This window comes from Segatella salivae DSM 15606 (assembly GCF_000185845.1).
Lineage (GTDB): Bacteria > Bacteroidota > Bacteroidia > Bacteroidales > Bacteroidaceae > Prevotella > Prevotella salivae.
The window spans coordinates 2,167,751-2,192,138 of record NZ_GL629647.1 but is presented as its reverse complement, the minus strand read 5'-3'; the positions used below and the strand labels follow the sequence as shown (position 1 = coordinate 2,192,138).

Annotated in this window: 13 protein-coding genes and 1 pseudogene; 11 read left to right on the top strand and 3 right to left on the bottom strand. The window is 43.2% G+C overall.

Annotated features, from left to right (window positions below; genetic code table 11):
- Positions 1–298: 298 nt before the first annotated feature.
- On the top strand, positions 299–1,417 hold the full coding sequence (dinB, locus tag HMPREF9420_RS08715) for a DNA polymerase IV (protein ID WP_007135243.1): 1,119 nt from the start codon (positions 299–301) through the stop codon (positions 1,415–1,417).
- Positions 1,418–1,511: 94 nt separating this feature from the next.
- On the opposite strand, the gene HMPREF9420_RS08710 is transcribed toward dinB, so the two are convergent.
- Entirely contained in the window at positions 1,512–2,285 is a 774-nt protein-coding gene (locus HMPREF9420_RS08710) for an ABC transporter ATP-binding protein (protein ID WP_044078881.1), read from the bottom strand.
- A gap of 51 nt (positions 2,286–2,336) precedes the next feature.
- Between HMPREF9420_RS08710 and HMPREF9420_RS08705 the strand changes: the two genes are divergently transcribed.
- Positions 2,337–4,247: an AAA domain-containing protein gene (locus tag HMPREF9420_RS08705; RefSeq protein ID WP_147625720.1), complete on the top strand. Its 1,911-nt coding sequence runs from the start codon at positions 2,337–2,339 to the stop codon at positions 4,245–4,247.
- A 780-nt stretch (positions 4,248–5,027) separates the two neighbouring features.
- Positions 5,028–5,192, top strand: a pseudogene (locus HMPREF9420_RS13530) (transposase); the annotation flags it as partial.
- A 98-nt stretch (positions 5,193–5,290) separates the two neighbouring features.
- Here the strand turns inward: HMPREF9420_RS13530 and HMPREF9420_RS08695 are convergent.
- Both HMPREF9420_RS08695 and HMPREF9420_RS08690 read right to left on the bottom strand, forming a co-directional pair.
- Positions 5,291–6,253 carry an AEC family transporter gene (locus HMPREF9420_RS08695; RefSeq protein WP_007135238.1) on the bottom strand — a complete coding sequence of 321 codons (963 nt, stop codon included), beginning with the start codon at positions 6,251–6,253 and terminating at the stop codon, positions 5,291–5,293.
- 24 nt (positions 6,254–6,277) lie between these two features.
- Complete coding sequence (locus HMPREF9420_RS08690; protein ID WP_044079196.1) at positions 6,278–7,906, bottom strand: malolactic enzyme; 1,629 nt, start codon at positions 7,904–7,906, stop codon at positions 6,278–6,280.
- 795 nt (positions 7,907–8,701) lie between these two features.
- On the opposite strand from HMPREF9420_RS08690, the gene HMPREF9420_RS08680 reads away from it, so the two are divergent.
- The 8 genes from HMPREF9420_RS08680 (at position 8,702) to HMPREF9420_RS08645 (ending at position 24,146) form a co-directional block, all read left to right on the top strand.
- Positions 8,702–11,893 carry a SusC/RagA family TonB-linked outer membrane protein gene (locus HMPREF9420_RS08680; protein ID WP_007135235.1) on the top strand — a complete coding sequence of 1,064 codons (3,192 nt, stop codon included), beginning with the start codon at positions 8,702–8,704 and terminating at the stop codon, positions 11,891–11,893.
- A 19-nt stretch (positions 11,894–11,912) separates the two neighbouring features.
- Positions 11,913–13,646: a RagB/SusD family nutrient uptake outer membrane protein gene (locus HMPREF9420_RS08675; protein WP_007135234.1), complete on the top strand. Its 1,734-nt coding sequence runs from the start codon at positions 11,913–11,915 to the stop codon at positions 13,644–13,646.
- A 93-nt stretch (positions 13,647–13,739) separates the two neighbouring features.
- Positions 13,740–14,771 carry a DUF5017 domain-containing protein gene (locus HMPREF9420_RS08670; protein ID WP_007135233.1) on the top strand — a complete coding sequence of 344 codons (1,032 nt, stop codon included), beginning with the start codon at positions 13,740–13,742 and terminating at the stop codon, positions 14,769–14,771.
- A 4-nt stretch (positions 14,772–14,775) separates the two neighbouring features.
- Positions 14,776–17,808 carry a chondroitinase family polysaccharide lyase gene (locus tag HMPREF9420_RS08665; protein WP_261794246.1) on the top strand — a complete coding sequence of 1,011 codons (3,033 nt, stop codon included), beginning with the start codon at positions 14,776–14,778 and terminating at the stop codon, positions 17,806–17,808.
- A gap of 1 nt (position 17,809) precedes the next feature.
- Positions 17,810–19,003, top strand: a complete 1,194-nt coding sequence (locus HMPREF9420_RS08660) for a glycoside hydrolase family 88 protein (RefSeq protein ID WP_007135231.1) — start codon at positions 17,810–17,812, stop codon at positions 19,001–19,003.
- Positions 19,000–20,538, top strand: a complete 1,539-nt coding sequence (locus tag HMPREF9420_RS08655) for a sulfatase family protein (protein WP_007135230.1) — start codon at positions 19,000–19,002, stop codon at positions 20,536–20,538. Before HMPREF9420_RS08660 ends, HMPREF9420_RS08655 begins: the two co-directional genes overlap by 4 nt.
- The gene (locus tag HMPREF9420_RS08650) at positions 20,535–22,922 is read left to right on the top strand and encodes a DUF4955 domain-containing protein (protein ID WP_007135229.1); all 2,388 of its coding nucleotides are present in this window, start codon (positions 20,535–20,537) and stop codon (positions 22,920–22,922) included. Before HMPREF9420_RS08655 ends, HMPREF9420_RS08650 begins: the two co-directional genes overlap by 4 nt.
- A 3-nt stretch (positions 22,923–22,925) precedes the next feature.
- The gene (locus tag HMPREF9420_RS08645) at positions 22,926–24,146 is read left to right on the top strand and encodes a DUF4861 family protein (protein ID WP_007135228.1); all 1,221 of its coding nucleotides are present in this window, start codon (positions 22,926–22,928) and stop codon (positions 24,144–24,146) included.
- Positions 24,147–24,388 lie beyond the last annotated feature (242 nt).

Below are 24,388 nucleotides of genomic sequence, written 5' to 3'. Positions count from 1 at the left end.
GGGAATATTGGCGTTATTGATAATTCATGGTAAAATGGTTTGGGGCATTTTATCGTATAAAACACGGCAAAACACGCTGTGAAATGTGCCACTTTACCGCATGAAATGACTGAGATTGCCGCGTGATATGAGGCAGATTGGAAAAAGGTTTGTAAGTAGTTAATAATAAAGAAGTTATTCATGAGAGCATAAAAGCCATAGGAGGATGTTGACTTTCAATATCAATGCACATTTGGAATGGCTGTTATGAGTTTATGTTTTCTTTCCTTTGAAATCAAAGAATAATAGGTTTTAGCTGATGCGCAAAATCATTCATATCGACATGGACGCTTTCTTTGCGAGCGTAGAGCAAAGAGATCATCCCGAGCTTCGCGGCAAACCAATCGCCGTGGGCTATGATGGTGCGCGCGGAGTTGTGTCTACTGCCAGCTACGAAGCACGCAAGTTTGGCGTTCATTCGGCCATGTCGGTGCAGATGGCCAAGCGATTATGCAAGGAACTTATTATCGTAGAAGGAAGTTATCAGCATTATAAAGAGGTGTCGGCACAAATACATCGCATCTTTCATGACTACACAGAACTCATCGAACCCATATCCCTTGACGAGGCTTTCCTTGATGTTACCACAAACAAGAAAGGCATTCCACTCGCTGTAGACATAGCAAAGGAAATCAAACAACGCATAAAAGACGAACTGAATCTTACGGCTTCGGCTGGTATTTCGTATAATAAGCTCTTGGCAAAAATAGCTTCTGACTATCGAAAACCCGACGGAATATGCACCATCCACCCTGACAAAGCGATGGACTTTGTGGCAAAACTGCCCGTAGAAGACCTCTGGGGAGTGGGTCCAAAGACGGCTTTGCGCATGCATCGCATGGGAATCTTCAACGCCCTTCAACTGCGGGCATGCTCTTTGGAGCATCTAACGATGGTGTTTGGAAAGGCAGGTCCTTCGTTCTATAACTATGCACGAGGCATTGACGAGCGTCCCGTCATCACCAAACGCACGCGAAAGTCGGTTGGCTGTGAGCACACTTTTCTTGAAGATATCAGTCTGCCTTCGGCCCTGTTGATAGAACTTTATCACCTTGTTGTTGAACTTTCAGCGCGCATAAAGAAAGGAAACTTTGAAGGAAAGACCTTGACTCTGAAAATCAAATATGCCGATTTCAAACAGATAACGCGTAGCATCACGAGCCATAAGCTATTGAAAACAAAAGACGAAATATTGCCTTTGGCCAAGCGTTTGCTACAAATGATTAGCTATGATAACGCACATGCCATTCGATTAATGGGCCTTTCGGTGTCTAATCCGGGAATAGATGACAATGAAAATAAGGCTGAATGGATACAGTTGGAATTGGAATTTAAAGACAATCTCAAGCCCTCTAAGAAGAGAAATGCCGGCAAATGAGTTCTATGAAGTAAGGTTTCAGGAGATGTGTGGCGTTAAAGCATGTTGCCATGCTGCATTTTTTGTGATGCAGAATGAATGAAACCTTATGACCTTATGCCTTGCCCTCCCCTATGTTTATGCGCAAATGAGCGGCATCAAAGGTGATGTTTCCTTGCTCAATAAAGTTTCCCAACGAACCATTGTCAGCCAAGTCGCGCGGTGTTCCGACATGAAGTTTGCCGTCATCTAACAGCCATAGTCGGTCGGCAACCTGCAAAGCCTGTTCTATATCGTGGGTAGAGAGCAGAATAGTTTTGTTGAGTTTGTGGGCTAATTGATGCAAGAGCTGCATCGTTGCCACCTTACTGGGATAATCGAGAAAGGCAGTTGGCTCATCAAGGAATATCACAGGCGTTTGTTGAGCGAGTGCTTTTGCAATCATAGTCTTTTGCCTTTCGCCATCACTTAGCGTGTGGATGAGTCGCGATTGCAGTGGCTTGATGCCCGTCATCGCCATCGCTTCATCGACAATCTGTTGGTCGTTGGCCTTCAAACGGCCAAAGAAGCCCGTGTAAGGATAGCGTCCCATGCCCACAAGTTCGGCCACAGTGATGTTTGCAGTGTCTAACTTTGTTGTCAACACCACGCCTATTTGCTGCGCACATTCATAAGGTTTGAGTTGCGAAATGTTCTTTCCATTAAGTTCAACACAGCCTTTCAAGGGTGGAATAAAGCCCGAAAGGGTGCGCAATAACGTTGATTTGCCAACACCATTTGGGCCTAACAAACACGTAAATTCGCCTGCATGCAACACCGCCTGCAAGTCAGTTGCCACAACCTTATGCTTATACCCAATAGTTAAATGATTCAAAACGATTGATTCCATGCTGCAAAGATAATGAGAATTCATGATAGTTTTCTTAATTTTGCACGCGAAATGAGGATGCAAACTACAGCCATTCAGGAATTACAACGCCAAAAGATGCTTCTTCAAATGGAGTATTACACCGAGAAAGAAGCCTTTCGCAAGCAGACCGAAGCAACGGGACTCTTGCGAAAAGTGAAGCGTGGCGACGCCTGGTTTCCATTGTCTGTGGGGCGAAGTTACTACAATTCGATGAATCAAATGGCCTTAGAGGTCAGGCGAACTGCCGACCAAGACATCGAACATAACTTTGAATTTGGACGCCCAGCGATATTCTTCACGCTACAAAAGGTGAATGGTGAGACCAAAGAACGATTGCACTATTTCAACTTTTCGTGTGTGGTGTCGTATGTAGATGGCGATAACATGGTTGTGATTCTCCCCGATGCAGGACGTGTTATCGACCTTCAGCACGCGCAAGGACAGGTAGGTGTGCAGCTGTTTTTTGATGAAACAAGCTATAAATGCATGTTCGATGCGCTCGATCGCGTAATCAATGCCAAGGGGAATCGATTGGCCTACCTGCGCGATTTGTTTTATTCGGGCCAGCAAGCCCAGCGATTCACCTTTGAGAGTCAACGCTTTCCGTGGCTCAATCCCACACAAGAACGTGCCGTAAACGAAGTGTTGTGGGCCAAAGATGTGGCTGTGGTGCATGGACCACCGGGCACAGGAAAGACCACAACCTTGGTCGAAGCAATCAACGAAACCTTGATGAAAGAGAGCCAAGTGCTTGTGTGTGCACAGAGCAATATGGCTTTAGACTGGATATCAGAGCAGTTGGTTGACCGCGGGATTAATGTGCTTCGCGTTGGCAATCCAACGCGAGTGAACGACAAGATGTTAGGCTTTACGTATGAAAGACGCTTCGAAAGTCATCCTGATTACCCTCAACTTTGGGCCATTCGAAAGGCAATCCGTGAGCTGAGAAGCCACCGCAAACGAGGCGATGAGCGTTTCCATCAGAAGTTTGAGCATTTGAAAGCGCGCGCCACTGAACTCGAAATACGCATTAACAGCAATCTGTTTGACGAGGCACGTGTCGTGGCTTCAACGCTTGTTGGGTCTGCAAACAGAGTATTAGAAGGCATGAAATTCGGCACACTTTTCATTGATGAAGCCGCCCAAGCCTTAGAAGCGGCGTGCTGGATTCCCATGCGTCGTGTCACAAGAGTAGTCCTTGCAGGCGACCATTGCCAGCTTCCGCCGATGGTAAAGAGCATAGCTGCGCTCAAAGCGGGATTGGGAAAGTCTCTCATGGAGCGTATCGTTGAGCACAAACCCGACGTCGTTACCCTACTTAAAATACAATATCGCATGAACGAAAAGATAATGAAGTTCTCAAGCGATTGGTTCTATCATGGTGAAGTTGAGAGTGCTCCGCAGACACGAAATCGCGGTATTTTGGACCTCGATGAACCGATAGAATGGCGTGATTCAAAGGTAGACGACGAAGAAGGTGATAGCGGAGAGTCGTTTGTGGGTGAGTCGTTTGGTCGTATCAACAAAGCCGAAGCCCAATTAACGCTCGACACTTTAGAAGATTATTTCAAGAAGATTGGCAAGCAACGCATACTTGATGAGCATATCGATGTAGGCGTTATTTCGCCTTATCGCGCCCAAGTGCAATATCTAAGACGGCTGATTCGCAAGCGCGAAAGCTTCAAACCATATCGTCATTCCATTAGCGTGAACACCGTAGATGGCTTTCAAGGGCAAGAGCGTGACATCATTTTGATCTCTCTTGTGCGTAGCAATGATCAAGGACAAATAGGTTTTCTCAACGACCTTCGACGCATGAATGTTGCCATAACGCGTGCCCGCATGAAGTTGATTATCTTAGGTGACAAGGCAACGCTTTGCCGACATCCATTCTATCGCAAGCTGAATGAAGCAATAGAAAGCACGAATGAGCACGCATAAACTTGCTGTTTGTGGCCTCAACGCTATTGAAGAAGAAGATAAAATGGTTTTTGTTATAATAATATATAAAGGTAAAAAGATTATGGTTGCCGCATAACCATGATTTGAAAGAACAAAATGCAATAAGCATGAAATAGAGAAAAAAGTGCTTCTGACAACGACATAAACACCAAATGGAGAAAAAAAAGCGCTTCTGACAACGACATAAACATGAAATGGAGAAAAAAAGCACTTCTGTCAACGACATAAACACCAAATGGAGAAAAAAAGTGCTTCTGACAACGACATAAACACCAAATGGAGAAAAAAAGCGCTTCTGACAACGACATAAACACCAAATGGAGAAAAAAAGTGCTTCTGACAACGACATAAACATGAAAAAGGGAATTTTCATGCTACATACAACGTATCAAGCACAAAAAAAGGAATTTTGGAGTTAGATACAACGTATCAAGCACAAAAAAGAGAAATTTGGGGTTAGATACAATGTATCAAGCACAAAAAAAGGAATTTTGGGGTTAGATACAACGTATCAAGCACAAAAAAAGGAAATTTGGAGTTAGATACAACGTATCAAGCATTAAAAAGAGAATTTTGGAGTTAGATACAACGTATCAAGCATAAAAAAGTGAAATTTGGAGTTAGATACGACGTATCAAGCACCAAAAAGAGGAAATTGGAGGTAGATACGATGTATCAAGCATTAAAAAGTAAAATTTGGAGTTAGATACAACGTATCAAGCATTAAAAAGAGATTTTTCATGCTTCCGACCTTTCGGCGGTATTCTGGCCTGGTACAATGCGTTTGTTACCAATGTGATGCTGGAAGGAATCAACAACAAAATCAAGGTAATGAAAAGGAAGGCCTATGGCTATAGAGATGACCAATACTTCAATCTGCTTTTACTCGGTATACATGACAAAACCAACGCTATTTGGGGATGAACCCTTTTTAAAAGGAGACTCGTAAGTTCGTTTTAAGAGAGAACACAGCAAGACAAGAGTGATAGTTATAACATATAATTCATTCTCTAACAGTATTATTATACGATATATGGCATAAAAAACATAATAATAGGTACGACGATAATAAACAACAATGTACTGGTTGTAACAACATTGGTTGCATATTTGGTGTCTCCATGTGAAGACGCCGCTAAAACAGGCAGGATTGCCAATGCTGGTGTTGCCGACTGAATAATCAATGTTTCTTTCAAGCCTATGCTAAGGTTATGTCCCAAATACCCTCCTAACATCAATAAGCAGATAATGCTAATTGGTGATATAACAAATCTACCCAAAAGGGCAACGGACGTATCACGGTCAAAGCGGATAGATGATAGTTTTGAATTAGAAAGCATGATACCTATATAAATTAATGCCAATGGGGTGACAATATTGCCTATGTAGGTAAAAGCCTGATCGACAAAGTTAGGGACTTGGATGCCAGCTACCAGAAAAATGATTGCAACAATGAAACCAATCAATGGTGCAGGGAGAAGCTGCTTCAACCGAATGTGTCGTTTATTGGTGCCTGAAGTCTTTGTAGGATCGTCTGCCTCAATGAAGAAAATACCTATAAGCCAGGTTGATACCGTATTAGTAACATAATAGACAAGGAAAAATGGCATACTATTCTCACCAAAAAGAGCAATATTGAGTGGCAAACCAATAAATATGGTGTTTGCATTGGCAATGGTATTGATAAATGTTCCACGTCGTCCGCGTTGCACTTTCAATACCTTTACCAATGCAATGGCTACAACGTATGTTATCGCTACGCTTCCCATTGAATATATCAAACTGCTTCCCAATGATAGTAACTCGCTTTTTGATAGATATTTCAACACGGATGAAAATACAGAAGCAGGTAGAGCTATATCTGTAATTAAGCGAGATATGCCCGTCGGAAAGTCTTCTCCAAACCATTTCTTTTGTTGAAGAATGTAACCTAAAGCTATAATCAGGATAATTACCAATACACTTTGTAAACTTTGAAATAACATAGTTGTAGCCTTTAGTTCTTTATTCTATTTGTATTTAGGGTACCACTTCATCGCATCAACAGCTTTGCGTGCATCTTCAATCTTCTCACGAGTTAAGCCTTGCTTCATAGCGTTCTCTGTCACTACAATAGCAATATGCTCTGAGAATTCCGTTAGTTTCTCAACAGGAGGCAACACGGCTGCGCCAGGCTTGGAAGCATCAACAAATCCGCCAAGTGCATGGGCTGCAGCAGAGAGCAATGTCTGATTAACCAATTTAACTGTCGAAGCTATGATACCAAGACCAAGACCCGGATACATCAATGCATTGTTAGCTTGTCCGATGTTATAGGTAATACCGTTATATACAACAGGCTCACTCGGTATACCTGTTGCGATGAGTGCCTGCCCATCGGTCCAATGAATAAGGTCCTTTGCTGTGGCTTCAGCCAACTCTGTAGGATTTGACAATGGGAATATAATTGGACGTTTCACCGCTGATGCCATCTCTTTTACTACCTGTTCGTTGAACATACCTGGTGTTGTAGATGTACCAACAAGTACTGATGGGTGTATAGTTTTTACAGAATTGTAAAGGTCTTTAAGCGAATCCGCATTCTCAAACTCATCTCGCTGACGTACAAAACGCTTCTGACCATCGGTAAGTCCTTCTGTGTCCTCGAACAAAAGTCCTTGCTTGTCAATTAAATAGATGTGTGACCGTGCTTCAGCCTCAGACAGACCTTGTTGTTTGAATTCCTCGAAAATCTGTGTTGCAATACCAACTCCTGCAGTACCTGCACCAAAGATCATTACGCGCTGGTCAGTAAATTTTTCTTTAGAGATTTCCAATGCGCCAAGAATACCTGCCAAAGCCACGATACCCGTTCCTTGAACATCATCGTTGAATGTTGTAATACGGTTCTGATATTTCTCCAGAATGGTAGCAGCAGTCGATCTACCGAAGTCTTCCCAATGAAGGTAGAGACGTGGGAATAGTTTCTCTGCCGTTGTTACGAACTTGTCAATGAAGTCAAAATACTCCTTTCCACGTACACGAGGATGTCTGTTGCCTAAATAGAGAGGATCATTAATCAGTTTTTGATTATTGGTTCCTACATCCAATACCAAAGGCAATACCTGTTCTGGATTGACACCAGCTGCCGCTGTATAGACCATAAGTTTACCAATGGAAATAGCAACTCCTCCAACACCCCAGTCTCCAATACCTAAGATTTCTTCTGCATCAGTTACGACAATCAAACGAATGTCACGATCGCCGGCTGCATTCTTTAATGCCTCTTCAATATCATCTGGGTTGTGAATAGAGAGGAATGCTGCATCCTGAGGCTTCATAAATAATTCGTCGTACTCTCTAATTGCATCTGCCACAGTTGGGTCATAGACAATAGGCATAAACTCTGCCACGTGTTGTGACATCAAAGCATAAAACAAAGTTCGGTTCGTGTTGAATAACGTCATCAGATAGATTCGTTTCTCCAAATCTGAAACTTTCTTCTGATACTCCTTATAGGTCTGCTCTGTTTGCCCTTCCAATGTCTGAACAGCAGTAGGTAGTAATCCTACAAGGTTGAGAGCTTTTCTCTCTTTAAGTGTAAACGCTGTTCCTTTATTAATAAAAGGATCATTTAAAATTTCTTGTGCAGTCTTCATTTTTTTACTAATTTTTTGGTTTGACAATTTTGAAGCCATTTGCATGACTTTATATCCTTTGTGCCTCGTTAAAATGAATTTTCACACCGTAAAGATATATATTATTTCATAATTTCTTTCTAAGGATGGATAAGAATGGACTATCTTGTAATTATTTAACATAACTATTCCTCTAGTAACTCCAGTATTTATACTGGACTCATTTTTAGTTTAAATTTCTAATGACATAAGCATGAAAAAGGGAATTTCCATGCTACATACAACGTATCAAGCACCAAAAAGTGAAATTTGGAGTTAGATACGACGTATCAAGCATTAAAAAGAGATTTTTCATGCTTCTGCACGATGCAGAAAGACCAAAAAGAAGATTTTCATGCTTCCGCGTGGCGCAGAAAGGCCAAATGGAGAATTTTCGTGCTTCCGCGTGGCGCAGAAAGACCAAATGGAGAATTTTCATGTTTCCGCGTGGCGCGGAAAGACCAAAAAGAGATTTTTCATGCTTCCGCGTGGCGCAGAAAGACCAAATGGAAAATTTTCATGCTTCCGCGTGGCGCGGAAAGACCAAAAAGAGGTTTTAGGTGTTACAGCGTGGCGCGGAAAGACCTAAATAAACTTGTAAGCTGCTGCCGTATGTATTCCTTGCCATGAAAGGCTAAGATAGCCGTGTAAAAAGGGGTTTCAAGAGGGATTGTACGAATTTGGAATGATTTTGTATTATAATTCTATACCAGTTAAAACGAAGTCTGTAAATTTGCGGCAACAAACTAACAATTATATATAACCTTCTTGTTAATCATGAGTAAATTTAAAAAAATCATTACCCGGAGAAGCGTCTTGTCATTCGTATTGATGTTTGTATCAATCGTGATGAGTGCTCAAATCAAAGTTTCGGGCGTCGTAAAAGACGATGCAGGTGAACCCATGCCGGGAGTAAGTGTGATGATAAAAGGGACGAATGTCGGTGTTGTCACCGATGTTAATGGTCTTTTTAGTCTACAAACCGACCGCAAGAATGCAGTTCTTTCGTTTTCGTTCTTAGGTTATACCACGCAAGAACAGAAGTTGCAAACAGGGAAACTGATGACTGTCACGATGCAGGAAGACCACCAGGTGCTTGACGAGGTAGTCGTTGTTGGCTATCAAGAAGTGAGGAAACGTGACCTCACAGGCTCGGTGTCTAAAGCTGACGTGAGTGCGCTGACGAGTACTCCTGTTTCGTCATTCGACCAGACTTTAGGAGGTCGCTTGGCCGGAGTCAACGTGTCTTCTAATGAGGGTATGCCTGGCGGAAGCATGAAAATTGTGATTCGAGGCAACAACTCTTTGACGCAAGAGAACTCGCCTTTGTATGTTATTGATGGTTTCCCCGTTGAAGATCCAAGTATCGCGAGTTCAATTAATCCCTCGGATATTGCTTCGATTGATGTCTTGAAAGATGCTTCTGCCGCTGCCATTTATGGTGCGCGAGGTGCAAATGGTGTGGTGATTATCGTTACAAAGAGCGGTAAGACAGGCCGTCCGAAGGTGAATTATGACGGCAGCGTAGGTTGGCAGAGCGTATCAAAGACCATCCCAATGATGAATGCCTATGAGTTTGTTGCCTTGCAAAATGAGATGTATCCAGAGATTGTTAAGAACTCTTATCTATCGCTTTATGATGGAAAGCAATGGACAATGGACGATTATAAGCATATTCCGCAATATGATTGGCAGGATATGATCTTCAGAACAGCACCTATTCAGAATCACAATGTGAGTTTGACGGGAGGAAGTGAAGACGTTAGATATACCGCCTCACTATCTTATTTTGATCAAGATGGTATTGTGCAGAATTCTAATTATAACCGCATTCAGGGGCGCTTGGCAACCAATTTAAAATATAAGAAGTGGAAAGTTAACCTCAACGTAAACTATGCACAGTCGAACCAAACGGGTCAGTCTCCTTCGCAGACTTCTTATTCTGGCATGAACAACCTATTCTATAGTGTGTGGGGTTATCGTCCAGTGACCCAGCCAGGAGTTCCACTTCATACGCTTGTTGAACGTGCAACGGATGAGGATGTGAACAACACAAACGACTATCGTTTCAATCCAATCATGTCGTTGAACAATGAGTATAACAAACGCACCTCTACCTACATGCAGTTTAATGGCTTCGTAGAATATGAACTCATGAAAGGACTTCGTCTGAAGGTTTCGGGCGGATATACGGATAACCGCATGAATACGGATAACTTCAACAACTCGAAAACACGTTATGGAGGACCGACATCTATAGAGAAAGTAAATGCACAAGTGGCGCGTGCTCAACGTCAAACATGGCTTAATGAGAATACTTTAACTTGGCAAACAAACATTCAAAAGCGCCATTATTTCAATTCTTTATTGGGTTTCTCACTACAGAATTCTGACTTCGAATATTATCGTTTCAAGACGATAAAAATACCAAACGAGAGCTTAGGAATGGCTGGAATGAGCGACGGAACACCAACCATCACACGCTCAGAGAAGTCATCTTGGGCGATGATGTCTTATTTCGGACGCTTCAACTACAACTATAAGTCGAAATATTATGCTACGATGACGATGCGTGCCGACGGCAGTTCTAAGTTCCGTGGCAATAATCGTTTCGGATATTTTCCATCGGGTTCATTGGCTTGGAACTTTACCGAAGAGCAGTTTATGAAGCCAGTTCGCAAGGTACTCAATAGCGGAAAGCTTCGCCTAAGCTGGGGACTCACGGGAAACAATCGCGTGGGTGAGTATGACACCTATGGCATTTATCAACTCTTAAAAGACCGCACAGGCGACCTCATCTCATTGGGAAGTGTGCCCAGTGGCGTTTATCCTTATAACAATGACAATACAAATGTCGGCATGGTTCCAGTCTCTATACCAAACAAAGACTTGAAATGGGAGACTACGGAGCAATGGAACTTAGGTGTTGATTTGGGCTTCCTTAACGATAGAATTGGCTTGACAGTTGATTTATATCATAAGGTAACACGCGACCTTCTGCTGGTATCGAGTCTGCCTTTATCATCAGGTTTCATCAGTGCAATGAAGAATGTTGGAAAGGTAAGAAACCAAGGTCTTGAAATCACCTTGAACACAACAAACATCAAGACCAAGCATTTCACGTGGACAAGCAACTTTAACATTGCCTTCAACCGCAACAAAGTATTGGCGCTTTCAGAAAACCAGACCGCCCTACTCACCTCTGCTCAATTTGATCAGAACTTCAATTCGCAAAGCAGTTACATTGCAAAGGTGGGCCATTCTATGGGAGCTATGTATGGATATATTTATGAAGGAACGTATAAATTGGATGACTTCAACAAGTCAGGAAATAGCTATACGCTGAAATCGAATGTTCCTTACTATACCTCTGAAGCCAACACACAACCTGGAATGCCTAAATATCGCGACCTAAATGACGATGGTGTCATCAACACGAACGACTGTACATTCATCGGTAACGGCCTTCCCACACACACAGGTGGCTTTACAAACAACTTCAACTATCGTGATTTCGATTTCAGTTTCTTCTTCCAATGGTCGTATGGAAACGACGTCTTGAATGCCAATCGACTGATGTTTGAAAGCTCATGGAACCGTACACGCGAGCTGAATCAATTCGCAAGCTATGCTGATCGCTGGACGATTGACAACCCAACAAGCAATATTCCTCGTGCAACCTCATCGAGTTCAAATCGTGTCTTCTCTTCACGCATCATTGAAGATGGTTCTTTCTTGCGTCTGAAGACCTTAACTTTGGGTTACACCGTTCCTCGAAAAGCAATCTCACGCGTAGGAATCGACCAACTCAGAATATACTTTGCAGCACAGAATCTCTTCACCATTAGCAACTATAGTGGCTATGATCCAGAGGTATCTATTAGAGAAAGTGCGCTGACTCCGGGCTTAGATTTCTCAGCATATCCACGTGCTCGCAGCTTCAGCTTCGGTATTAATCTTGGTTTCTAACTATTAACTGCAACACATTATGAAAGTAAGTAATATATATATCATAGCGCTTGGAATTATCGTTTCATTGCTATCGAGTTGTAACTTCCTTGACAAGGAACCAACAAGTACAACGTCTGGGAGTTACTTTAAGAACGAATCAGAAGCTGAACTATTCCTAAAAGGCATCTATGCTCCTATTACTGAGACCGCCTTTTACGGCAATGATTACTTCTATCTCGTAGGAGGTGACGACCTCGAAGCCTATGGAGGACCTGGTCGTTCGCCATCAACGAGGGGATTGATTTGCAACAATGCAAACAGCAGTGATCCTGCAGTCGCAGCATACTGGTATACACTTTACGCCGGAATTAACCGTGCAAACATCTTCTTGGAGGAGGTGAATGGAGTGCCTGGACTATCAGAATCCATGATAAAAACCATGTCTTCAGAAGCTCGTTTCCTCCGTGCCTTCTACTATTTCAACTTAGTTCAATGCTGGGGAGATGTGCCTTTCAGAACTCATTCCACGCAATCAGTGTATGGACTGCAAACTGCTCGTACGCCAAAAGAAGAGATTTATGACTTCATTTGCAAGGAAATGGAAGAGAGTGTTGATGGACTTAAGCACGCTTCGGAAGTCAGTTTCTTGCCCGGAGGCATAACAAAATCAGCTGCATGGGGCATCTTGGCACGCGTCTATATGTTTAGAGCCGGCGAATGTTTCCGCGACCATACTACACCAAATGAAGCCTTAAGAAAAGACTATTTCACTAAGGCTGGGGCATTTGCACAAAGAGTTATGAACGAAGGTCATACGCTTGCACCACATTATTGGGATTTCTTCATCGACCAATGCTCTGATAAATATAACACAACAGGCAAGGAAAGTATTTGGGAAGCAGAATATACGGGCAACTATAGCACGGATACTCGCACTGAAGGTCGTGTGGGAAATATCATCGGAATCCAGGCACCTGACTTGTCAAGCAAAACAGATATCACCGGGAAATTAGACCCAGGATTCGGTTATTGCTTCTTCTGGAGCACACCAAAGCTTTATGAACTCTATGAAAAGAACGGCGATAAAGACCGCATGAACTGGAATATTGCCCCCTTCTCTTACACACAATCCAAAGTGGGTAAAGGCGTTGATGGACGCGTTTTCGAGAAAGGTAAGTTGCAAGAAGTAAAGACTCAGTATTACAATCAATCCTATAGCTATGGTGATATGCCTTCAACAGCAAAGACAGGTGACCGAGAAAAGGCCGTAGCTTCAACAGATTACAGCCGTATGTGTGGCAAATGGCGCCGTGAATACGAACCCGATAAGAAGAATAAGAACTTCACACTCATCAACTTCCCCATCCTTCGATATTCCGATGTGTTGCTAATGGTGGCAGAATGTGAGAATGAAATCCACGGCGGTCCAACGACTTTGGCTTATCAATGCATTAACATGGTGCGCCAACGTGCAGGAATTGCCACGCTCACTGGACTCAATCAAGAAGACTTCCGCAATGCAATTAAAGACGAACGTGCCATGGAATTATGTTTTGAAATGACACGAAGATTTGACTTAATTCGCTGGGGTGACTTCACAAAGGATATGAATGCACTGGTTGAAAGAGCTAAAAACGGAACGAACTGGAACTTTGGACCATCCAATGTTTACACTTATTTCCAAGTCTCTGACGCCTATAACTATTTCCCAATTCCTTCGAATGAAATGGCAATCAACAAAAAGATTGTCGCTAATAACCCTGGTTGGTAGAAAGTAAAAGCATAGAGAACACACGACAAAGTGATAGACTTTGTCGTGTAAAGTGACTCTAATCATTTAATCATTCAATACAAATTAAACAACATGAAACGCTATATATATATGTGGATTCCTCTATTTGCCTTTATACTCTCAGCGTGTGAAGACGATATGAAGGAACAAGTTACCTTAAATGTAAAGGCGATTACGCAAGAAAACACCCAGCAAGCTGGCGACAATATCATTGTGAAAAAAGGATCGCCCCTAACATTTGCACTGACAGGCCAACCCGACTTCATCACTTTTTACAGTGGTGAAGCTGGCCATCAGTATGCTTATAAGGACCGCGATCAAGTGGCTTTTGACGACATCGCCTCATCAAAGCTCACCTTCTCTGTTTGGTATCAATATGGAAATGCAGCCTCTTCGGCTGACCTTATGAGATTCTATATCTCAGAATCATTCCCTGGTTTAGCAAAGAATGCCTTCAAAGAAGATTCTACTTTGGTAGAGAGCTTCTCATGGAAAAACCTCGTTGAGCCAGCACAACTGCCTACTGCACCGAGCAATGCAGCCAATGCCAGCTCCTATGAGATTGATTTCACGCCCTATTTAGGCAAGCGTATCACCATCGCGGCATGCTATAAGCCTCATACTAACACTGCTCCGCAACCGCGAGTTAACGTTGTTGGCATGAAGATTGTCAACACTATGAAAGATGGAACAAGCTCAACACTCTATGCAAGTGGCTTCAACTTCACTGCACTGAACATGATGTGCCACCACAATTTGGCTGATCAGAAGACAATGACAGGCAATCGTGAGTATGGAACGGTATCGAATAATACGAGTGGAGTGTGGAATCTTACAGGCTCATCAAAAGGAGACTTCTTTATTCATAGCTCTGCAACAGGTGCTAAATTGAAATATTCGTGGTTGGTTTCTGACTTGATTTTGGCGAACGCTTGCTCTCCTGATCGGGGCGTAAGCATAAAGAACACCACAGAAAGTCTGTCTTCCTACACCTATATATATAATAAGGTGGGACAATACAAGGCTGTGTTTGTTGCAACAAACGGCAACTATAAGTCGGAAAGTAGAGTCGTAAAAGAAATAAACATCCAAGTTGTTGATTGACGATATGAAGTTAAACACATTCAAATGTGTCATCCTTGGCCTTAGCCTTATCGCTGTTTCATCATCTGTTCATGCGCAGATGTATGACAATAGTCGTATGCTCTCATTTGAGACAACAAACGAGTTGCGCCAAATTCATACCGAAAAAGGAACAACCTCCCTATCTGATCGTCATTTCAGAAATGGCAAGAAGTCTTTGGAATGGACTTTCAACGCCGGAGGAAAGCTGTTTATTGACAAAGACTTACAGTTTGAACCACACCTCAAGGGCAGTCAGGACAACTACCTATCTGCCTTTATCGTGTGGCTCTACAACGAGCGTCCATTGCCCAACAAGACTGTAGTCTTCAAGTTCCAAAAGCAGGGAAAGCTCTGCACTTCATTCCCAATGAGCCTTAATTTCAAAGGATGGCGCGGAGCATGGGTATGCTATGAGCGCGACATGAAAGGCAAACCAGAAACAGGAATGAATGAGATTGTTGTCGAAGCGCCTGATGTGGCTGGGAAACTTTATATCGATCACATGATTACCGCTATCAAAGTGGACCCCCGTTACCAAACCGCTGACGAGCTGTTGCCCTTTGTCAATCCTGAATCGCATAACGAATGGTTGCAGGTTTTGAAGCGTTCAAAGTTACAGTCTGACATCACTTTGACTCCTCTAACCACACAACAGACAAAGCAAATTCATGTGATAGAGCAACGCTTTCGGCATCTAATCTATACGCCATCTAAGTTTTATCCGAAGCAAATGGAAGGCATTCGGGACAAGATTGACACGTATAAAATCAAGAGAAAGAAAGGCTATATTATAGGTACTCCAATATGGTATGTGCGCCATGCAGAGGCTTATGAGCGTATGCTTCCTAAATGGGATAAGGAGATTCTGACACGAACGGGCTTTGAAATGAACGATTATTTCAAGCTCATGCAACAGATAGCAATCGCTTATAACAATGCATCTACGAGTGAAGATAAAAAGGAACTGCGTGAGATGTTCATGCTAATGTATGACAATATCACAGATCAGGGCGTCACATGGGGCTCTTGTTGGGGTAACATTCACCACTACGGATACAGTCTTCGCAGCATGTATATCGCCTATTTCCTCATGAAAGAGGTGTTGAAAGCCGAAGGAAAATTAGATGAAGCTGTAGCAACAATGGTTTGGTATAGCCAATTGCGTCAGGTTTATGTAAAGCCAATAGGCAATGGAATGGATATGGATACGTTTAATACAGCCACAATGGGTTGTATGGCGAGCATCCTATTAATGGAAGATTCGCCCATAAAGGTGCAATATCTTCGTTCATTCTCTCGCTGGCTTGATTGGGGTTGCCGCCCAGCTCCAGGCTTAATGGATTCCTTTAAGATAGATGGTTCAGCCTATCATCATTGTAATAACTATCCAGCCTATGCGATTGGAGGTCTCAATGGCGCTACACAAATGATCTATTTACTTAGTGGGAGTGAGTTTGCTATAGGCGAATTAGCCCATCAAACCGTTAAAAATGCATTGATGGCCATGCGCTTTTACTGCAATAAACTGAGTTTCCCCTTATCCCTTTCTGGGCGTCATCCCGACGGAAAAGGACAGCTCTCACCGATGCATTACGCTTACATGGCTTGGGCAGGCACACCAAATGGTGTTAACGAACTTGACGATTCTATGGCTGCTGCCTATCTACGTCTAACGCAAAACACGACAAACAACAAAGAAAAACAAATCTATCGTGAGTTTAGATTGAAGGGAATTTCACCCGAAGCTGACCCACAAGGGAATCTCAGTTTAGGCTATTCGTGTGCCGCCGTACAGCGAAGAGACAACTGGGCTGCCGTTGTTCGTGGTACAAGTCGCTATCTATGGTGTAGCGAACACTATACAGGCGAGAATCTCTATGGCCGTTATTTGGGCTATGGCAGTCTGTTGTTATCAACAGCTCCCAAAGGAATTGATGTAACCTTAAAGACAAGTGGCTGGCAAGAAGAAGGCTTTGATTGGAACCGAATACCTGGTGCGACAAGCATTCATCTGCCATACGACGATCTGAAAGCCAAGATTTTGAATGTCGATACCTCTTCAGGCGTTGAAGAAATGCTATTGTCTGACGAAGCTTTTGCAGGCGGATTGTCTCAACAAAAGACTAATGGCAACTTCGGATTAAAGCTACATGAGCACGATAAATATAATGGTTCGTTCCGCGCACGCAAATCGTTTCACTTCTTTAATGACGACATTATATGTCTCGGAAGCAACATAGAGAACAACGATAAGCAACATCCAACGGAGACAACTGTCTTTCAATTGGCTGCCAACGACCCACAAACACAAACCTATTGGCAAACATATCAGCCCCAAAGTAATACGTGTTTAGACGCTCTTGGCACAGGATATTATTCTCCAAATCCATGGACTTTTACGGGTCTTATCCAACAACAATCGCGCAATAATGATACTAACAAGCCCAATACTGGACAATGGGTATCGTTATATATCCCTCATGGCACTGCCCCAGCAGGTGCAGAATACGAATACGCCGTATTGCCAAAGGTTAATCCCGAAAGGCTAAAGACCATAGCTTCTAAGCCTTTCTACACCGTGATTAAAAAGGACAAAGACGCACATATCGTTCGACATGAGCCCACACACACCATGTCTTATGTCATCTTTGAAACGCCTAAGTCTTACCTTCCGGGTGGTCCTGTACTGCTCACCGACACAACTTGTCTCGCAATGGTACATCAAGTGGCCAAGAATAAGCTGATATTAACAGTTGCTCAGCCTGATTTGAACCTTTATTCTGGGCCGAATGATGATATCTATCAAGATGGGAAACGTGTTGAACGCAGTGTTTATAGCCGGTCATGGATTAAGAATGCCAGCCAGGAACTGCCTGTTCGTGTAACCTTATTGGGCGACTGGGACTTCACTCCAACGGCAAATATTCGATTGGTTGAACGCAAAGCAAAAACAACAACGCTTGAGTTTATGTGTAAAGATGGACTAAGTTATGAACTTGAATTAAACAAACGATGATATGAAAATAAGAAAATTACTACTATCCTTGGGTGTTTTTCTAATGACACCAGCCTTTTGCCACGCTGAAAACAACGACATCAGCAACGTCATTAACAATGATATCAACTTCTCAACACGCCAATATTCTCTGATGCTTCAACAGATTGGACGTGAAGGAAAGGTACGCATTCCCAAAACGATTGATAAACTTGGGCGCATGGTTTATATCCCGATAGACGATTGGTGCTCAGGATTCTTCCCTGGAAGTCTATGTTATCTCTACCAATTAACTAACGATAAATCGTGGCTTTTGCAATCAAAACGCTTTACAGAAGCCTTAGATTCCATCCAATATCTTACCTGGCATCACGATGTCGGCTTCATGATTGGCAGCAGTTATCTAAACATCTATCGTCTCAATCCTAACAAAGCATACAAGAAAGCCATTATACAAACGGCCAAATCTCTATGTACTCGCTTCCGTAAAAAGGCTGGAGTTATCCAGTCATGGAACGTAGATAGAGGGTGGCAATCAAAGAGAGGATGGACATGTCCCGTTATCATTGACAACATGATGAACCTCGAATTGTTGTTTGAAGCAACGCGACTTAGCGGTGACTCTACCTATTGGAAGGTGGCTGTTTCGCATGCAAACAAGACATTAGAAAACCAATTTCGCAAGGACGGAAGCTGTTATCATGTGGTAGATTATGACCCAAACAACGGGGCCGTTTTACATAGACAGACTGCACAAGGATACGCAGATAATAGCGCATGGGCACGCGGACAAGCTTGGGCAGTCTATGGGTATACAGTGTGTTATCGCTATACTCACGACCGCAAATACCTTGACCAAGCTGTAAAAACATTAAACTTCGTCATGCAAAATCCTAATCTTCCCGATGATCTTATCCCCTATTGGGACTTTGATGCGCCTAATATTCCGAACGAACCTCGCGATGCTTCAAGTGCAGCTTGCATAGCTTCGGCGCTGTATGAGATGAATAATTACCTGCCAGATAATGGCTATACATCTCTTGCTGACAGAATAATTCGCTCACTTTCCTCACCAGAATATCGCGCACCTCTTGGCAAAAATGGTTGCTTTTTGCTAATGCACTCGGTTGGAAGTATTCCTCATAACAACGAGATTGATGTGCCATTGAACTATGCAGACTATTATTTCCTTGAAGCATTGACAAGAAGAAAATGAAAAAAAAGACGTTTTTCGCGGGATTGTTAGTCTTTTCTCCGCAGGCTATTTGTGCAGTAGCAGGGAACAATGTACCACCTAATATAGTATATGTATTCCCTGATCAGTTTCGAAATGCGGCCTTGGGAATATGGCAAGAGAAAGGATTTGCAGAACAAGTAAAGTTTCGTGGTGATCCAACACATACGCCACGACTGAATGAATTCGCTAAAGAGTCAGTGGTTTTAAGCTCTGCTATGAGCAACTGTCCACTGAGTAGTCCTCACCGTGGCAGTCTACTGACCGGGATGTATCCTAACCATAGTGGCGTGCCTGTTAACTGTAACTCGTCCCGTCCGTTTAGTTTTATTCGTCCAGAGACTACATGTATCGGAGACGTTTTCCATCAAGCAGGCTATGATTGTGGGTATATTGGCAAGCTACATGCCGACAGACCTGAGCAAAACGACCCTGCTCGACCAGGTCATTACGTAGAAGATAAACAACCAGTATGGGATGCTTATACGCCAAAAGAACGCCGACATGGATTCAATTTCTGGTATTCTTACGGCACATTTGATGAACATAAGAATCCACATTATTGGGATACAGAGGGTAAGAAACATGAACCTCATGAGTGGTCTCCATTACATGAAGCACGCATTGCAGCCGACTACATTCGTAATCTGCATGGAGAGCGCGACCCCAAAAAGCCATTCTTCCTCATGGTTGGTATGAATCCGCCTCACAGTCCCTATCGTTCGTTAAACGACTGCATGCCAGAAGACTATGCTTTATATAAGGATAAACCTATCGAACAATTACTTGTGCGCGACAATGCAGTGCGAAACATGGACAAAGCTAAGTCTGCTGCATTCTATTTTGCCTCTGTAAGTGGCGTCGATAGAGCCTTTGGTCAGATCCTCGATGCACTGAAAGAAGCTGGGCTCACACGTAATACTATCGTCGTATTTGCTTCTGATCACGGAGAAACAATGTGCAGTCAAGGAACAGAAGACCCCAAAAACTCTCCATACACTGAGTCTATGAACATTCCTTTCATGGTCAGATATCCTGGTCATTTGACACCAAGAGTCGACTCACTGCTCATGTCTTCACCCGACATTATGCCTACAATGATTGGCTTAGCAGGGCTTGGTCATCACATTCCTTCATCGGTTCAAGGCCATGATTACTCATCACTTTTCTTGAATAAGAAGGCTACTATACAACGTCCTGACGCTGCTCTTTATATTCAAAACATAGACGGACGCAAGGGAACGGATGGCAAAGTTCTCGATTACTTCCCATCCGCAAGAGGCATAAAGACATCGCGTTACACCCTCGCACTTTACATAACACGTAATAAAAAGCTTAAAAACGTTCTGTTCTTTGACGATTGGAACGATCCCTATCAGCTGCATAATATCAATCCAGAGACGCGAAAGGCCGACTATCTTGCCCTCTGTCACCGACTCGGAGAACTATTAAAAGAGATTGATGACCCGTGGGCTCAGCAACAGATTTTAAGTCAATTGATAAGCTACAAAAAATGAAACATGCAAAGATAATAAACATATTGTGCTGTCTTATGACGGCTACTCCTCTATGGGCACAGCAAGAGTATACTACCGCATGGAATGAATTTGTTACAAATTCCCCTCAAAACGTATTGTTAGACTTCTCTTATGCTGGCTACAACCATGGTCTTTCACTGCCCAAAGAGGCTTTCCCTGACTACACTGTCTATAATGTGATGGACTATGGGGCTATCCCTGACGATGGAAAGTCTGACCGATTGGCACTGAAAACGATTCTATCGAAAATCGATAAGAAGCCTAATGCACGTGCAATCATCTATTTCCCAGAAGGCGAGTTCATTCTACACACCGCAGATGATGATATCATCGACAGCAAAACGGGACTGAAAAAGTCTGAATGTCTCAACTTCGTTATGGGACAAGTAATCATGAAAGGTGCTGGTCGCGACAAGACTTTCCTCACGATGAATGACCCGATGTTGCCTGCAAATGAAAAGCTGTTATACAGTTCTCCAACACTGCTTTCTTTCCGAAACAATGGAGTAAAGACGCCAGCTATCTATGCAAATGTGAATGGAACAGCTCAAAAGGGAACCTTTAGTGTCGAAGTTGACAATGTCTCTAAACTGAAAGTAGGCGATTGGATATGTCTGCAAATGAAGCCAAATACCAATCTACAAGTCATCAAAGATGAACTTCTTGGACGTACTCCCGACCATACGATGACGAACCTCCTTAATAGTGGTGTCACCGTTAACGACTACCATCAAATCAAATCCATTGTAGGCAACGTGGTAACTTTTGAAGAACCGCTCATGCGTGCCGTCAAATCAGGTGAGCAATGGATGATAACGGAGTACAGATATTATGCAGAAGTGGGCGTAGAAGACCTCACTTTCCGCGGTCATTCCAAGCCAAACTTCAAACATCATGGCTCGTGGCAAGACGATGGAGCGTATAAACCTATCAACTTTGTACGCTTGGTTAACTCTTGGATGCGACGCGTAAGGTTTGAGAATATCAGTGAATGTGCGACGTTCCAAGACTGTGCAAACGTCATTTGTTATGATGTAGAGATAACGGGAAACCGAGGACATTCGGCCGTACGTATGGCCAGTTCGTCACGCGGATTGATTGCAAACGTTTATGATAACACGTGGGGTTATCTAACAAGTGATAAGTATTTCAGCGACCAACGCACTGGATTGGGACAGTATCACGCTTGCGGTGTGTCGAAACCCAGCATTGGAAACGTGATATGGAACTGCACTTGGGGAACTGACGACTGCTTTGAAAGCCATGCAACTCAGCCTCGTGCGACGCTATTTGATGGCTGTAAAGGTGGGTTTATGCAGTTGCGTATGGGCGGAGATATAACCCAACTACCGAACCATCTCGATGACCTTACAATGTGGAACTTTACTTGTACGGCCACGAACCCTGACGAACTGCCTTTCAAATGGTGGGAGAACAGTAACCGATGGTATAAGACTCTCCCCCCAACCATCATTGGTTTCCACGGCACTCACGTAACTTTCGCCGATGGACACACTAAGCGTGACGAGGCACATGGACTCGAAGTGGCTCCTCGCTCGCTCTATGCGGCTCAATTGCAACACCGACTTGGCTATCTTCCTGATTGGGTTTCAGAACTCGATTTGCAGGCACAAGCACCCAAAAAGACATGGGATTTCACAATCATGCCTACGGAAGAGGAAGATCAATTGAGGCAAGATGCGAATTGGGAAAGCATTGATGACCACGGGAAACACTATTATTCTAACAAACAGAATATAGGTCGTTCGGGTGGAACAAAGATGCTTTCAGCCAATGAAATCGGCCCATTCACCTCCCCAATCTCTGCCAATGGGAAAGCCATTGAGAGCTGGCGAGGCCTTCAATTCGGTATCTTTGTCAACGGAAACAGCAAACCTCTCAGTGCAGGTAAGCTGCTGATTGCCCATGATGAGGGACAACGTGTACTACGATTGAATGCAAAAGGTATTGCCATTGTTATCCCAAATTGTAAAAAAGGACAAACTATCACAGTGCATTACAAGTCAACAAGTAAGGCAGCAAAAAACTATTTGCAAGCTGAAGCCAATGTAGAGGTTTTGCAAGGGTTTACTACTCCTGATGACGGAGCACTCATTCAAGAAAGCATCGGAAAGGTAAAAGCCGATGGAGATGTGGTCTTTACAACAACAAACGGACTTTTCCTCTTCGACATTATCCTAAAGGATGCTATGGGAAAGCCTATTCCTGCAGGGATAACGAATCACAAACTGCAGCAAAAAAAGGCTCAAGTGAGCATGACTTATAACCTACAAGGACAGCGTGTTGGCAAGTCTTTTAAAGGTATAGTCATTCAAAACGGAAAGAAAATCATACAGAAATAAATCATGAGAAACTTTATATCGACACTTCTGTGCAGTCTCTTTGTGTCGCTTCCTGTAATGGGAAAAGGCCATGAGGTCAAAGTTGTTATCACGAATCCTACGTCAGAACAACGCGCAGAAGTCGTCGAAATCAATGCTAAAATGCTTTATCAGCGACTGCAATCTGCTTATGGTTCGCCGCTGATTATACGCAATGCGTTTGGTCAACAGGTGGCCTCTCAACTCACATCTGATAGCCTCCTACTGATTGATGCAGCCGTTTTCCCTCATGAAAAGACGGTGTTTAGTGTTACACGTGGCGTGCCTCAAGCCTTCAAAAGCAGTGTAGATGGACAACTATATGCCTGGCGTGTGGATGACTTTACATGGGAAAACGACCGCTGTGCCTATCGTGCTTATGGACCAGCTCTACAGAAAACAGGCGAGAAAGCCTATGGAATCGACGTCTGGTTAAAGTCTGTTCCCAACTTAGTTGTAGCCGAACGCTATGCCAATGTCTATGCCGCCAATCAGGAAGAGAAGCGACTTCGCAAGCAGGGAGCGACCGAAGCTGCCGACAGTGTCAAGCGAAACTTCTCGTTACATCTTGACCATGGCAACGGACTTGATTGCTATAATGTGGGTCCTACGCTTGGATGTGGCACACCAGCCCTATTACATGGCGACAGCATTGTTATGCCTTATTGCTTTAGTTCCTATCGTGTCATCGACAACGGGCCACTCCGTTTCCGTGCGGAATTTGTCTATAATCCTGCCAATGTGAATGGAGAGACCAACCTCATTGAGCATCGTTTGATTACATTAGATAAGGGATCAAGTTTCAATCACGCTGCCGTTTGGTATGAAAATCAACGTCGTCCGCAGCCATTCTGTGCTGGTTTCGTCGTCCATGAGGGTGCCGTCAACACACTACACATGGGGCGTAATTACGTGGAATATGCTGATCCAACCGACAATCCGTCGGGGCATGGCATCCAAATCTATGTCGCTGTTGTCTTCCCAGAAGGCAAAGTGCAACCCCGCTGGTTGAAAAACACTCGATTAAGTAAAGGAGTTGCAGGGCACGCTATCTGCAAAACGACTCTCCGTCCGAATGAAAAGGCAACCTATTATTTTGGTGCTGGCTGGATTGGTTCAGGCATTCGCAATCAAAAAATGTGGCAATTTGAAATTAATTTTCTAACTGAAAGGCTAAAAAATCCACTCCAAGTAACGATTGAATAGTGCCTTATCACAAGCCGTAAAGGCATACATCATAAAACGATTTGGAGCAAATCATCACGTCATCTCCCCTATTTTACTGCATAAACCAAAGATATGGTGTTAGAAAAATAAATCCATTGGGTTGTATTAATAAATCCATTGTGATACGTAATCATTGATTTACCCATGTTGAATATTATAAATCGTGCAATAATACAACTTTCTCAACGCTGTAAGCGTTGTACCTTTGATAGCCCAGGGTT

Bases quoted from the DNA above. Each gene is read 5' to 3' on its own strand.
- dinB (WP_007135243.1), top strand. From the start codon at position 299: ATGCGCAAAATCATTCATATCGACATGGACGCTTTCTTTGCGAGCGTA.
- HMPREF9420_RS08680 (WP_007135235.1), top strand. From the start codon at position 8,702: ATGAGTAAATTTAAAAAAATCATTACCCGGAGAAGCGTCTTGTCATTC.
- HMPREF9420_RS08690 (WP_044079196.1), bottom strand. From the start codon at position 7,906: ATGAAGACTGCACAAGAAATTTTAAATGATCCTTTTATTAATAAAGGA.
- HMPREF9420_RS08645 (WP_007135228.1), top strand. From the start codon at position 22,926: ATGAGAAACTTTATATCGACACTTCTGTGCAGTCTCTTTGTGTCGCTT.
- HMPREF9420_RS08675 (WP_007135234.1), top strand. From the start codon at position 11,913: ATGAAAGTAAGTAATATATATATCATAGCGCTTGGAATTATCGTTTCA.
- HMPREF9420_RS08710 (WP_044078881.1), bottom strand. From the start codon at position 2,285: ATGGAATCAATCGTTTTGAATCATTTAACTATTGGGTATAAGCATAAG.
- HMPREF9420_RS08695 (WP_007135238.1), bottom strand. From the start codon at position 6,253: ATGTTATTTCAAAGTTTACAAAGTGTATTGGTAATTATCCTGATTATA.
- HMPREF9420_RS08705 (WP_147625720.1), top strand. From the start codon at position 2,337: ATGAGGATGCAAACTACAGCCATTCAGGAATTACAACGCCAAAAGATG.
- HMPREF9420_RS08655 (WP_007135230.1), top strand. From the start codon at position 19,000: ATGAAAAAAAAGACGTTTTTCGCGGGATTGTTAGTCTTTTCTCCGCAG.
- HMPREF9420_RS08660 (WP_007135231.1), top strand. From the start codon at position 17,810: ATGAAAATAAGAAAATTACTACTATCCTTGGGTGTTTTTCTAATGACA.
- HMPREF9420_RS08670 (WP_007135233.1), top strand. From the start codon at position 13,740: ATGAAACGCTATATATATATGTGGATTCCTCTATTTGCCTTTATACTC.
- HMPREF9420_RS08665 (WP_261794246.1), top strand. From the start codon at position 14,776: ATGAAGTTAAACACATTCAAATGTGTCATCCTTGGCCTTAGCCTTATC.
- HMPREF9420_RS08650 (WP_007135229.1), top strand. From the start codon at position 20,535: ATGAAACATGCAAAGATAATAAACATATTGTGCTGTCTTATGACGGCT.